Below are 13,661 nucleotides of genomic sequence, written 5' to 3'. Positions count from 1 at the left end.
CTGAAAAGCGCGTCACAGCTCTACACAAGATTTCGCGTACCGCTTACAGGCGGTTCACATGGGCTGGGCAGCATGAAGCTTCCTCCAACAACTCATGAGGAGTCCTTCATGAAAACGATCGCATTGGCTTTTTCCATCGGCGCGGCTTCGCTCCTGTCGGTGGGTGCATTGACTGTTCCCACTGCGGCGCAGGCACAACCCGTGGTCACCGTGCAGGTGGCACCGCCTCCGCCGCGCTTCGAGCGCGTGCCCCCGCCGCGCCGCGGCTATGCCTGGGCGCCGGGGCACTATGAATGGCGCGGTGGCCGCCATGTGTGGATCGGCGGTACCTGGGTCCGTGCGCGTCCGGGCTATGCCTACCGTGCACCGGAATGGCGCCAGGAAGGCGGCCGCTGGCAGTACAGCGCGGGCCGATGGGACCGCGACGGCGACGGCGTGCCGAACCGCTACGACCGCCGGCCGAACAACCCGAATCGCAACTGACGGGTGCCGGGGCCGCCGCACACGGCGGCCCCATATCGGATTTCGCGTGCGCGGGCGCTAGCGGATGCTGACCAGCTCGAGGGTTTCCCTGACCTGGAACGCACCGCCGCTCGCGCCGCCGCGTGTGTCGACCTCGAATCGGACCACGCGACCCAGTTCCTGTGAGAACCACGCGTTGGCGGCGTACTTGCCGTACTGATTGCCGCCCACCGCGCCTGCGTTGGCGAAGCGCTGGGTGTAGCCCCTGTATTCGATCCGCACGACCTTGAATTCCCTGCCGCCGAGCGTGAGCGTGGTGTCTTCCATCACCGTCGCATTCAGGTCCATGTTGACGCGGACACCTCCGAGCGTGGTCGAGTAGCGGGCCCTCCAGGCCGCGGCTTCCTTCAGGTTCTCCTTGGCCCATCCGCCCGGCGGCATGGCCGAATCGAACTCGCCTGCGATCGCCGACGTCACGCTGACCACCTCGCCGCCGGGCTTCTCGACCCAGCCGCCGCTGTTGAAGCTGAGGCGATCGTCCGTCGCCGCATCGGCGCGATAGATCACCTTGCGGTAGGTGTTGCTGAGACGGTCGTGCAACTGGTATTCGATGACGCTCGGACGCGCCGTTTCCGACATGGCAGGCGAAGCGGATGCCGATGCCGTGGACACCGGAAGGTTCTTCGCCGCCTCGGCCGCCAGCCGGCCGCGCGCCGGCAGTTCCGCGATCCATGACGCAGGCACGGCGAGCCTGGCCGCGTTCGAGCCCGCGGGCGCCGCGCTGACGAGCCCGGCGAGCCGCCCCTGCGCGTCGAACAGGCCGGCGCCGCCGAGTCCCGCCTCGGGCGCGGCGGCGAGCTGCAGCGCTTCAAGCTCTCCGGCGTTGCCGCGGCGCAGGCCCGCCAGCATGCCGGTGCCCAATGTCAGTTCCCGGCCCCGGGGCGAACCGATGGCATACAGCGGCATGCCGACCTGCAGGGCGCTCGCCGGCGCGACGGCGATGGCGGGCGCATTGAAGTTGGCAATGCGCAGCTGGCAGAGATCGCGTTCGGGGTCCGGCAACGCCAGCGTTGCGCCATAGCTGACGTTGTCGCGCTTCAGCGCCACCGTGCTGGCCTTGGCGAGCAGCTGGCAGCTCGTGACCGCGGTGCCGGGCCCGGTGGCGACGGCACTGCCGGTGGCCAGCACCCTGCCTTGCGCGTCGCTCGCCTGCACCACCCACACGCTGGGCGACACGCGCGCGAACAGCGCATCGGGTGCGAGATCGGCGCCTTGCCGAGCTTCCTGGGCAGAAGCGGTGAGCACGGGCAGGGCGACGGCGAACGAGGCGAGCGCTGCGCGCGCCGGGGAAAACTTGAATGTCATGGCGGGTGGGTTCAGCGGTTGGCCGGCAGGAGCAGTCGCAGATCGTTCAGCGGTGTCCGGGCGAACGGTGCAGTCTCGGAAGGCGCGGTGGCTGCGACGCGGGGTGCGGTCAAAGGCGGCGGCGTCGGCGCGGCGGCAGCAGCGGCAGCCGGTGCCGGGATCGCCTCGATCGGCCGCGCCGCCACGGCAGGCTGGGCGACGACTGCGGTCGCTATGGCCGCCGGGACGACCGGCGAAGGCGCTGCCGGTGCTGTGGGTCTGGCGTCCGGCACAGCGGCCTTCGCGGTCCTGGCCGCGGGCAGGCTGTCGTCGTAGGCCAGCGATTGCAGTTCCTGGCGGCCTTCCGCCTCGGAGACGCGTTCGAAGCCGGGACGTCCGACGGCAATGCCGAAGTTCATGCTCATCAGCACATAGGCCGTCTGCTTCGGCCGCAGCACCACGTCGATGGTGGCTTCGGCCTCGGTGCGGGCACTGGCCCGGTAGGTGCCCGCCGGGCGGTCGATGTAGAAGAAGCTGTTCGGCCGCGACTTGCCGACGACCTGTCCGTTGACTGTGACCTCGGGCTGCAGCGCCGCGCCCATGATCGAGTTCCGGTAGAAGTAGATCCGCCCCTCGTTCTCGCCGAGCGACGGCATGCTGCCGGCCATTTCCGAAAACCGTGGCCCGCTGGCCGCGCACCCGAACAGGCCGGCCGCAAGCACGGCCAGCAAACCCCCACCGATCCAACGTCGCATTGCGCCTTCTCCTCGTTTGGCGCGGGATGCTACACCCGCTTACAAGGCGGGTGGCGGGTGATGCGCCGGATTTCAGCGAAACACGACCGTGCGATGGCCGTTGAGCAGCACGCGGTGCTCGCTGTGCCACTTCACCGCGCGCGCCAGCACCTGGCTCTCGGTGTCGCGGCCGCGGGCCGTGAGGTCCTCGACCGTGTCGGTGTGGTCGGCGCGGGCCACGTCCTGCTCGATGATCGGGCCTTCGTCGAGGTCGGCCGTCACGTAGTGGGCGGTGGCGCCGATCAGTTTCACCCCGCGGTCGTGCGCCTGGTAGTAGGGCTTGGCGCCCTTGAAGCTCGGCAGGAACGAGTGGTGGATGTTGATCGCGCGGCCCGACAGGTTGCGGCACATGTTGTCGCTCAGGATCTGCATGTAGCGCGCCAGCACGACCAGCTCGGCACCTTCGGCCTCGATGATCTCGAGCTGCTTCGCCTCGGCCTGCGCCTTGGTCGCGGCCGTCAGCGGGATGTGGTGGAACGGCACGTTGTAGCTGGCCGCGAGCTGGTAGAAGTCGCGATGGTTCGAGATGATGGCGCGCACGTCGATCGCCAGCAGGCCGCTCTTCCAGCGGAACAGCAGGTCGTTGAGGCAGTGGCCTTCCTTGCTCACCAGGATGACCGTCTTCATCGGCTGCGCGGCGGCGTGCAGCTGGAGTGTCATGCCGAAACCGGCGGCGAATGTCTTCAGCTCGTCGCGCAGCGAGGCTTCGCTGTGCGCGCTGCAGGCGAAGCGCACCCGCATGAAGAACAGGCCCGTGTCGTGGTCGTTGTACTGGGCGGCCTCTTCGATGTTGGCGCCTCGCTCGAGCAGGAAGCCCGACACGGCATGCACGATGCCCGTGCGGTCGGGGCACGAGAGGTTCAGGATGTAGGCCGGCGTGTTTGTCGTCATATCAGTTCAATTAACGGGTCACTCGGCAGGCGGCCGGGCCGCATGCCTGTTCGGGGACACCGCGGAACCGGCTTCGCCGGGCCGCTGGCGTTGCCCCCGGTGAGGGGGTGGCGGCCACACGAAGGGGCCGAGCCTGGGGGTGAGCGATGTCCGGGCGTGATTGTGGCAGGGGTGCCAGAATCGCGATTTTCCCCGACCCCATATCCTCAGGAGCGAGACATGGCCTACCAGGACTTCAACATGGACAACCAGTGGTTGCCCTTCACCCCCAACCGTCATTTCCGCAAGGACCCGCGCGTGTTCGTGGCGGCCGACGGCATGGAGTTCACCACGCACGACGGCAGGAAGGTGATCGACGGCATCTCCTCGCTGTGGTGCGTGGGCGCGGGCCACAACCGCAAGCCGATCAACGAGGCCATCAAGAAGCAGCTCGACACGCTCGACTACGCCACCGCATTTCAGGTCAGCAACGACCGCGCCTTCGAGGCGGCGGAGCGAATCGCGTCGCTGGCCCCGGGAGACCTCAACAAGGTGCTGTTCTGCAACTCGGGCTCCGAGGCCGCCGACACCTCGATGAAGGTGGCGCTGGCCTACCACCGCGCGCGCGGCGAGGGCCACCGCAACGTGTTCATCGGCCGCGAGAAGGGCTACCACGGCGTGGGCTTCGGCGGCATGTCGGTGGGCGGCATCCCGGGCAACCGCAAGGTGTTCGGCTCGGCCTTCCTGCCGCGCGTGGACCACATGCGCTTCATTCACGACCCGGTGAACCATGCGTACATCCACAACGAGGAACCGGTATGGGCCGAAGACCCGCTGGTCGAGCTCGAAACCCGCATCCTGCCGCTGCACGACCCGAGCAACGTGGCCGCGATCATCGTGGAGCCGGTGGCCGGTTCGGCGGGCTGGTACCTGCCGCCCAGGGGCTACCTGAAGCGCCTGCGCGAGATCTGCGACAAGCACGGCATCCTGCTGATCTTCGACGAGGTCATCACCGGCTTCGGCCGCATGGGCACCAACTTCGCGTCCGACTATTTCGGCGTGGTGCCCGACATGCTGAACTTCGCCAAGTGCGTGACCAACGGCGTCATTCCGCTGGGCGGCGTGATCTGCCGCGACAAGCTCTACGACGCGATGATGAAGACCGACGCGCCCGAGCACGTGGTCGAGTTCTTCCACGGCTACACCTACTCGGGCCATCCGGTGGCCTGCGCCGCGGCCGTCGCCACGCTCGACCTGTTCAAGCAGGAGAACCTCTTCGCGCGCGCCGGCGAAATGGGCAAGGTGCTGGGCGATGCCTTCCACAGCGCGTTCAAGGGCCTGCCCAACGTGGTCAGCATCCGCAGCCTCGGCCTGGCCGCGGCGGTGGAGCTCGCACCCATCGCGGGCACGCCGGGCAAGCGCGCCTACGACATCTTCCTCGACTGCTTCCACAAGGGCGCGCTCGTGCGGCCCGCGGGCGACGTGCTGGTGATCGCGCCGCCTTACATCGTGGAGAAGTCGCACATCGACACGCTGGTGAACACGCTCGCGGATTCGATCAAGGCGCACGCCTGAACGAGCGCTGAGAGGCAGGCGGCATCGGCCGCACATCGATGTCCGGATGCGGCCAGCCGAGGCGGAAGGGAACGCGCAGCATGTGAATGTCCGCGGCCCCTGCCGCCTTCTCCTTTCCGAGGGCACCATCATGCTGAAGCTGCAACTGAGCCGTCTGGCCTCGCCGCTGGGCGAGCTTCTTCTCGTCACCGACAACGACTGCGCGATCCATGCGCTGGACTTCGCCGATCACCGCGCCCGCCTGCATCGCCTTCTGCTGCAACTGCACGACGACGAGGTGGCGCTGAGCGAAGGCGATGCACCGCATGCGGTGGCCGCTGCCATGGAGCGCTACTTCGATGGCGAGCTCGCGGCCATCGATGCCCTGCCCGTCGCCACGCTGGGCGATGCGCTGCAGCGCAAGGTGTGGGCCGCGCTGCGCCGCATTCCGGCGGGACGCACTACCAGCTACGGCGAGCTCGCGAAGCTGCTGGGTTTCGACGATCCGCGCGCGGCCATCGACATCGGCGCGGCCAACGGATCGAACCCGGTCGGCATCGTCGTGCCTTGCCATCGCGTGATCGGCCGCAACGGCGATCTCAAGGGCTATGCCGGCGGTGTCTTCCGCAAGCGCCGTCTGCTCGAGCACGAAGGCGCGCTGCCGGCGGCCGATGCGCGCATCGACGAAAAAAATGCGCAGGCGGAAACGATGCAGCTGCCGTTCTGAGTCCTTCGATTTCCTGATCGGGCGCCGCACAGGGGGAGAGGTATTTCCACTGCTTTGACAGGAGCGCGCAGTTGCGTCACGCTGCATCCCCATCCCAAGGATGGGGGGACGAGGATGTCGAAAAACATCGAACGCTGGATGGACAGGCCGTTGCCTACGACCGGCCAGGTCGTGCTCATGACGATGGTGCTCGGCTCGGTCAGCGTCTGGCTGCTGCTCTGGTTCGGCGACTGACCAGCCCGGGCCGCGCGAAGAAGCGCGCTGTCTTGCGCGCTCTCATGTGCGCCGTCATGCGCGCCGCGTGAGTCCGTGCCCCGCGCGAATCACGGGGCCGTTGCTTCTTCTTCATTTCTACGGGTTCACGGGATGCCGCCTACCGGTTCCCGGGATACCGGTGGCCGCCCCCCCTAAATAGCATCGCCCTCCAGAAACGTAGCACTTACGAATTCATCGCAGTGTGTTTTCCAGAGAGGGATCGTCATGCAACGCGTATTTCTTTTGGCAGTGGCGTGCGCGCCGTTGATGGCGCTGGCCAACAACGTCGGCGAGAACACGTCATGGCAGTTCCAGTCGAGCGCCGACAAGGTCAACCAGGCGGCCATCCAGGACATGGTGCGCAAGCAGAAGAGCGGCTACTACGTCGCCCCGGTCTACAACACCACCATCGGCCGCCAGTACAACTGCAACGTCTCCGCCACCTCGACGGGCAACGACGGCAACAACAGCACGGTGGCGAATTCGCCGTCGAACTCTGGCGCGACCTCGAGCGCGTCGGGCAACGAAAGCCGCACGGCGGTCGGTGCGCTCGGCGGCGCGACGGTGGGCACCTCGCAGGCCAACTCGGGTGCGGTGGGCTCGGCCATCGTCGGCGGCACCAGCACCCAGGTGCAGGGCGCGGCCACGCAGGCGCTCAACTCGACCCAGGGCAACGCCGGCGCGCAGACCGCGAGCGTCGGCGGCAGCTCGGCGTGCGCCTTCGGCGTGCTCAATTGAGAGGAGCACGCGCCATGCAAACCCACATCCGCAGGTTCACCCTCGCCGCCACCGCAGCGGCATCGCTCGTGCTCGCCGGTTGCGTTTCCACGCCGCAGCAGCGCTTCGCGCCCAGCGAAGCGCCCGTGGTGCTCGGCCCCTCGGTGCGCGACAACGTCACGCCGATGGAAGCCGTGCTCGCCTGCTATGCCGACCACATCGCCGCCACCCGCCGCCCGCCCATCGTCATCGGCGTGGGCGACGTGAAGGACTACACCGGCAAGTACAGCATCAACGAAGGCAACGCCATCACGCAGGGCGGCGCGCTCATGGTGTATTCGGCGCTCGGCAAGCTCGGCGGCGCGGTGAGCATCGCCGAGCGCTTCGACCCGGTCATCGCCGAGCGCGAGCTCGCCTATGCCGACCGCCGTCAGCTCGGCGACGGCCGCACGCACCAGCTCGGCGGCCCGAACGGCGGACAGAACGTGCCGTGGCTGCCTTACTTCGGCGGCACCATCAACAAGTCCGACTACTTCATCGTGGGCGGCATCACCGAGCTGAACTACAACATCAACTCGGGCGGCGCGGAGTTCGCGGTGAACCAGGTGGGCGTGAAGGCGCGCACCTTCAGCCAGTCGGTGAGCGTGGACCTGCGCATCGTCGACACCAAGTCGCTGATGGTGGTGCGCACCGTGAGCCTCACCAAGCAGTTCAACGGCTATGAGGTCGGCCTGAACGTGTTCCGCTTCTTCGGCAGCAAGCTGTACGACGTGGACATCGGCGCCAAGGGCCAGGAGCCGGTGCAGATGGGCGTGCGCGCCGCGCTGGAAGAAGGCGTGGTGCGGCTCATGGCGTCCGTCACGCAGGTCGACCACCGGCCCTGCATGACGATGCGCCCGGGCAGCGGCGAGCAGATCCCGCTCACGCCCGCGGCCGACCTGCGCAAGGTCGACAACCCCGGCGATGCCACCGCGGGCGGCACCGCAGTGGCCACCCCCGTGGCGCAGAGCGGCGTGGCAGTGAACGCCGCGGGCCCCGGCGGTGCGCGGCTCACCGGCAACGCCACGCAGGTGGCCTTCGACTTTGGTGCCACCACGCTCGGCGGCAGTTCGCTCGCGCTGCTCGACCAGATCGCCGGCGCCGCCAAGAAGGGCGCGACCGACATCGTGCTGGTGGCGCGCGACACCGAGAACTGGGACGCCCGCAAGCGCGACGAGCTGACCGACCAGCGCATCGCAGCCGTCACCTCCGCGCTCGCCAACCGCGGCGTGGCACCGGCCGCCATCAGCATCACCTGGCGCCCCGACGCGGCCGACACGTCGATCCACCGCGACGGGCCGGGCCTGCAGGAGATCGCCAAGCTGCGCGTGGGCAGCCCGGTGGTGGGCGGCGCCGCACCGGCCGCCGACGGCTCCGTCAAGGGCGACTGAGTCGCCGCTTCGTTTCCCTTCCGCATCGCGCAGGCGAGCGAAAGCGCTCGCGCCGTTCCCGCTTTTTTTCCGACCCTGACCGCTTCCAACATCCGAGGAGTCACGCCATGAAAGCACGCAAGATCCACCGCCGGGCCGCACGCGCGCCCATGTTCAGCCGCAGCAGCATCGGCTCGGCCGTCGCGATGGCGCTGATCGCCACCTCCGTCGCGCAGGCGGCGGAGACCAGTGTCGGTCCTGCCTACAACGGCAACGCCACCGGCGCGGCGACGCTGAACCCGGGCGGCACCAACGCCGCGAACGTCACCGCCACCATCACCAACGCCACGCTGGGCACGACGTCCACCGGCACCCCCACGACCCCGACCCCCGTGGCCGTGAGCAACACCAGCAACCTGATCGGTGCCACGGCCACCGGCAACAGCTCAGCCAACAGCATCCAGCCGGGCGGGCTGCTGCCGGTGAACGACGCCGCCTCGCTCGGGGTGTCCCTCAATTCGGGCGTGATCAACAGCACCGTGACCAACGGCAAGCTGCTGGCCGAGTCGGCCGTGCTGCAAAGCGGCAGCGTGGTGAATGCCGACAACACCATCTCCGCGTCGAGCACGTTCAACACGGGCAGCTCGATCGTCTCGGGCACGGCGGCGGCCAGCGCAACGCCGCAGCAGGGCACCTCGGTGCTGACCTTCCCGGCCGGCGCGCCGCTGTTCGACGCCAAGGGCAACATCGTGGTGACGTCGCTGCAGTCGGCCACCGGCGCAGGCTCGAGCGCACGGGTGGACGGCAGCACGGTCGACCTGATGCTCACAGCGAACGCCGGCAACACCATGACCACGCAGGCGGTGCTCGAGCGCAACTCGATCTCCGCCGTGCTCAAGGCCAACAGCGCCACCAGCGCCGCCGAGATCAAGGACGGCGGCGCGCCGTCGTTTGCCGGCTCCGCGGTGGTCGCGAACCTGCAGGCCAACGGAAACGGCATCCTGGCCATCCACTCGGCGGTCAACAGAAACTCGGTCGTCATGGGCATCGTGAGCGGCGCGCCCGCGGGCGGCAGCAACGTGCTGGCCGGCTCGCTGGCGGTGCAGGGCAACGGCATCGCGAGCGCGGCCACCGGCAACGAGGCGCTCGGCACCACCGCCGGCGCGGCGGGCAACCGCATCGTGGTCGGCGACGTGCAGGTGGCAGGCTCGGGCACTGCCGCCACCGCGGCCAACAGCAGCACGCACAACGGCGCCGGCGTGACCACCAACGTCGACAGCGACCTGGCCCTCGTCAACAGCCAGGGCAACCTGGGCGCGATGACCTTCGCGCAGACCGAGGGCGCGATGGTCCTCGCGGGCGCGCAGTCGAGCAAGTCCGGCACGGTCACGCTCGCGGACAACAGCATCACGGCCGACGCCACGGGCAACACCGCGTCGAGCGCGATCGTCACCGGCAAGAACGCCACGTCGTTCGCGGGCACGGCGGCCGTCTCGAACCAGCAGGCCAACTTCGCGGCGCCGGTGACGGCGTTCGTCATGCCCTCGGTCATCGCCGCGCAGACCGGCGAGGCGGCCGGAACCGGCCAGACCGTCGGCAGCACCGTCACGGTGTCCGGCAACACGGTGGCGGCCACCGCACAGGGCAACCAGATCACCCAGAGCCTGGCGCTGCAGGCGGGTGCGGTGAACATCGGCAACGCCGGCGCGGTGCTCACCGGCGGCACGAGTTCCGACGGCAACGTGTCCGCCGGCGGCGCGGCCACCATGAGCAACCTGCAAGGCCTCTACGACGGCGGTGTCGGCGCCATCAACATGAGCTCGCAGATCGCGTTGACCGCCAACGGCGGCGGCGCGGGCATCGCGGGCAGCACGCTGGCCATGAGCGGCAACCGGCAGGAATCGGTCGCGCTGGGCAACGGCGCTACCAGCACGCTGACGCTGAGCGGCAATTCCGCCGGCACCGGCGCAGGCATCGCGAGCGTGCAGATGGCCGACGCCAACTCGGGCGTGGGCGCCGGGCTGTCGGAAGTCGGTGCGCGCATCGGCGTGAACGGCAACCTGGCCGGCGGCTCGGTCGCGCTCACCGGCAACCTGCAGCGCGCCATCGCCTACGGCAATGCCGCGACCAACAGCCTGGACGTGACCGCGACCGGCGGCAGCCTGGCCGTGGCGCCATCGGCCGGCCCGGCCTCCACCGTGACGGCGGACATCTCGAGCGGGCTGCCGTTCAGCAACAGCGCCGCTGCGCTGCCCACGGTGCGCGCAGCCTACGGCGTGCTCAACGACCAATCGGTGCAGGCCCACATCAACACCTCGGCCACCGGCGCCAACATGCTGGCCGTGACCGTCGCGGGCAACGCGCAGGGCGCCGACGTGGCGAACGGCGGCAATGCCTTCGTGGCAGCCACCTACGGCAACGACGCCGCCAGCGGCATCGCGCTGAAGCTCAACGGCGTGAGCGGCCCGAACGCCGCGGTGGCCAACGTCACCAACACCCAGGCGGTGGCGGGCACGGGCACCGGTGTGTCGGCCATCGCGGCCGGCGGCATCGTGGCGCGCACCACGGTCACGGGCACGCTCGACGACACCACCGTGTCGAGCTCCGGCAACACGGCGCAGGCGCTGGCCTACGGCAGCCGCGCCGCCGGCAACACCGTGGCGGTGACGGCCGGCAACATCGACACAGCGGGCCTCGCGCTGTCCGGCACCACGCTGGTGGGCTCCACGCTCGCCACCAACGCGGCCTTCAGCGTGCAGAACGCGCAGTCGGGCCAGGGCTCGGTGTCGGCGCAGCGCAGCGGCGGAGCCGAAGTGCTCGTGGGCATCGGCGGCGCGGTCTCCGATTCGACGGTGAACGCCAGCGGCAACACCAGCGTGGCCGGCGCCATCAGCAACAGCGCCGCCAACGGCGTGAGCCTGGACGCGGGCAGGGTGGCGACCACCACCGCGGTGCAGAACCTGCAGCTCACCAGCGCGTCGGTCACTTCGCTGACCGGCCAGGAAGGCGCCTCGCTCAGCAACAAGGATGGCGTGCAGGTGGTGCTCGCCGGCGCAAGCCTGCAGGGCTCGCAGGTCGACATCGACGGCAACGCGGCCGGCGGCTCGGCCACCGGCAATGCCGCGACGAACCGCATCGACGTGAAGGGCAGCGCCATTGCCATGGGCAACGGACTGCCGGTGGGCGGTGCGGGCAGCGTGGGCGGGGTGGCGGGTGCCGTGGCCGACCATGCGCTGTCGAACATCCAGCTGGTGACCGGCACGCTGCCGATCTCCTCGAAGGTGGCGGCGGCCTTCGGCGTGGACGGCGCGCCCGGCGCGGCCATCTCGGGCACGACGCTGAGCGTGTCGGGCAACACGCAGAACTCGAAGGCCGTGGCCAACACCGGCAGCAATGCCGTCTCGCTCGCAGCGGGCGACGTCTCGGCCCGCGCGGCACTGCTGTCGGCCCAGGGCAGCACCGCGGCGGTGGAGGCGCGTTCGTTCATGCAGGTCTTTGCGCCGGCCTCGGCGACGAACTCGTCGGTGAGCATCGCGAAGAACAGCAACACCGCGCTGGGCGTGATCAACGACGTGGACAACAGGCTGGCCGTGACGGGCGGCACCTCCGGCGGCGTGCCGCTGCCGGGCGCCGCGGTGCAGGGCGCCGTGCCGTCCGCCAGCCTCGCGGTGGGCGACCAGGTGCTGGTGAACGTGCAGTCGGCCGGGACTTCGGTGCGCGCCACCGCCGACACGGCGCTCTACAACGACGACGGCACCGTGCCCGGCAACGCAGGCCTGCGCGGCAGCAGCTTCGCGATCACCGACAACGCGACGTACGCGGAAGCCTCGGCCAACCGCGCGACCAACGCGGCCTCGCTGGCCGGCGGTGCCTCGCAGACGGCCCACACCGTGGTGCTCAATGCGCAGGACAGCAACGCCGCCGTGACCGCCAGCGCCAACAACGTGAGCAAGCTCACGCTGACGGGTGCCAACGCGCTGAACGGCAGCACCGTCGCGCTGGAGGGCAACAGCACCAACGCCGCCGCGACCGGCAGCGCCGCCACCAACAGCCTCGGCGTGAAGGGCGGGAACATCGCCGGCGGTTCGCCGCTGCCTGCCACGGCGCTGGCAGGCCCGGCCTCGGCGGTCGCCGTGCTGGCCGACCAGGTCCTGGCCAACGTGCAGCAGGGCACCGCGGCGGTGTCGGCCGCCGCCACGGGCAGCATCGGCATCGACACCGCGGCGCTGTCGTCGGTGGGCAACTCGACGGCCGGCGTGTCGAACAACAGCCAGAGCGCGAAGGCCGTGGCCAACACGGCGCTGAACAGCATCGCGCTGGAAGGCGCGAACGTGGCGGCGCGCTCGGCGCTGCAGTCGTCGCAGTCGGGCACGGCGCCGGTGACGGCCTCGTCCACGCTGGAACTGTTCGCACCGGCCGCGTCCAGCAACTCGACCGTGCGGCTCTCGGGCAACAGCAACGCCGCGCTGGCCGTGACCAACGACGCGACCAACACCCTGGGCGTGGCCGCGGCCAACACGCTGCCGCTCGGGGCCACGGGCAGCGCGACGCTGGCCGAGACGGGCGGCCCCGACAACGTGAGCGCCAGCGGCGACCACGTGCTGTCGAACCGCCAGGTGGCCTCGGGCACGGTCGGCAGCACGGCCAGCACGTCGATCTACAACGACGACCGCGCGGTGCCGGGCACCCAGGGCGTGGTCAACGGCGCGCTCACCGTCGCGGGCAACAGCACCTTCGCCGAAGCATCGGCGAACCGCGCGGCGAACACCGTGACCGTGGCGAGCGGCGGGACGCAGGGCGCCAACACGGGCCTGGTGAACGTGCAGGCCAGCAGCGCCGCGGTGTCGGCCGCCGCCAGCACGACGGCGGGGGTGGTGCTCAACGGCGCGGCGCCGCTCAGCGGCAGCAGCGTGTCGATCGACGGCAACAGCACCGCCGCCCTGGCGCGCGGCAATTCGGCGACCAACGTGCTCGAGTCGGGCGGCGCGGGCTACGGCACCGCGGCGGCGACGGGCTCGTCGAGCCTGGCGGGCGCGCCGCTGGCCCTCAATGTGGGCGCGAGCGCAGCCATCCTGAACAGCCAGTCCAACGCCGGCGCGGTGACCGCCAGCAGCGTGGGCACGAGCTACCAGGTCGCTCTGAACGGCACCGCGCTCGGTGCGGGCGTGTCGAACGGCACCGTCGGCGTCACGGGCAATTCGCTCGCGGCGCAGGCGGTGGGCAACAGCGCCACCAACCGCCTGACGCAGACCGCACTGAACACCGGCACGCCGAGCGCGGCGGTGGCCAACTACCAGGTCAACACCGGCGCCGTGTCGGCCACGGTGACGAGCGTGAACTTCGGCGTGGGCGTGTCGGGCGCGGTGGGTGCGAGCACGTTGCGCACGGCCGGCAACCAGGTGACGGCCTCGGCGACCGGCAACGCCTCGGTGTCGACGATCTTGGCGCGCTGACGGCCGTCCGGCGACGGGCGAACAACGAAAAAGCCGCAGGCCTTCGGGCCTGCGGCTTTTTTGCGGAGGTGCGTGG

At 69.9% G+C, this 13,661-nt stretch carries 9 protein-coding genes; 6 read left to right on the top strand and 3 right to left on the bottom strand.

Going from position 1 to position 13,661, the window contains the following annotated elements; all coding sequences use genetic code 11:
* Positions 1-108 precede the first annotated feature (108 nt).
* Entirely contained in the window at positions 109-483 is a 375-nt protein-coding gene (locus AACL56_RS25950; RefSeq protein ID WP_339092665.1) for a YXWGXW repeat-containing protein, read from the top strand.
* A gap of 57 nt (positions 484-540) precedes the next feature.
* Here the strand turns inward: AACL56_RS25950 and AACL56_RS25945 are convergent, their stop codons facing one another.
* The 3 genes from AACL56_RS25945 to purU form a co-directional block, all read right to left on the bottom strand.
* A complete protein-coding gene (locus AACL56_RS25945) occupies positions 541-1,827 on the bottom strand; it encodes a S1 family peptidase (RefSeq protein ID WP_339092663.1) in 1,287 nt (428 codons plus the stop codon).
* 11 nt (positions 1,828-1,838) lie between these two features.
* Positions 1,839-2,561, bottom strand: coding sequence for a DUF2846 domain-containing protein (locus AACL56_RS25940; protein ID WP_339092661.1), 723 nt, complete (start codon positions 2,559-2,561; stop codon positions 1,839-1,841).
* A 72-nt stretch (positions 2,562-2,633) separates the two neighbouring features.
* On the bottom strand, positions 2,634-3,491 hold the full coding sequence (purU, locus tag AACL56_RS25935; protein ID WP_339092660.1) for a formyltetrahydrofolate deformylase: 858 nt from the start codon (positions 3,489-3,491) through the stop codon (positions 2,634-2,636).
* A 219-nt stretch (positions 3,492-3,710) separates the two neighbouring features.
* Here purU and AACL56_RS25930 point away from each other — a divergent pair, with 219 nt between their 5' ends.
* From AACL56_RS25930 to AACL56_RS25910, 5 genes are all read left to right on the top strand, one after another.
* Positions 3,711-5,045: an aminotransferase class III-fold pyridoxal phosphate-dependent enzyme gene (locus AACL56_RS25930; protein WP_339092659.1), complete on the top strand. Its 1,335-nt coding sequence runs from the start codon at positions 3,711-3,713 to the stop codon at positions 5,043-5,045.
* Positions 5,046-5,175: 130 nt separating this feature from the next.
* The gene (locus tag AACL56_RS25925) at positions 5,176-5,751 is read left to right on the top strand and encodes a methylated-DNA--[protein]-cysteine S-methyltransferase (protein ID WP_339092658.1); all 576 of its coding nucleotides are present in this window, start codon (positions 5,176-5,178) and stop codon (positions 5,749-5,751) included.
* Between the two features lie 480 nt (positions 5,752-6,231).
* Complete coding sequence (locus tag AACL56_RS25920) at positions 6,232-6,744, top strand: hypothetical protein (protein ID WP_339092657.1); 513 nt, start codon at positions 6,232-6,234, stop codon at positions 6,742-6,744.
* Between the two features lie 14 nt (positions 6,745-6,758).
* Positions 6,759-8,153, top strand: a complete 1,395-nt coding sequence (locus AACL56_RS25915; RefSeq protein ID WP_339092656.1) for a CsgG/HfaB family protein — start codon at positions 6,759-6,761, stop codon at positions 8,151-8,153.
* Between the two features lie 107 nt (positions 8,154-8,260).
* Complete coding sequence (locus AACL56_RS25910; protein ID WP_339092655.1) at positions 8,261-13,585, top strand: beta strand repeat-containing protein; 5,325 nt, start codon at positions 8,261-8,263, stop codon at positions 13,583-13,585.
* The last annotated feature ends 76 nt before the right edge of the window (positions 13,586-13,661 follow it).

This window comes from Variovorax paradoxus, from assembly GCF_902712855.1.
GTDB lineage: Bacteria > Pseudomonadota > Gammaproteobacteria > Burkholderiales > Burkholderiaceae_C > Variovorax > Variovorax paradoxus_Q.
This window is presented reverse-complemented; position numbering and strand designations above follow the sequence as displayed.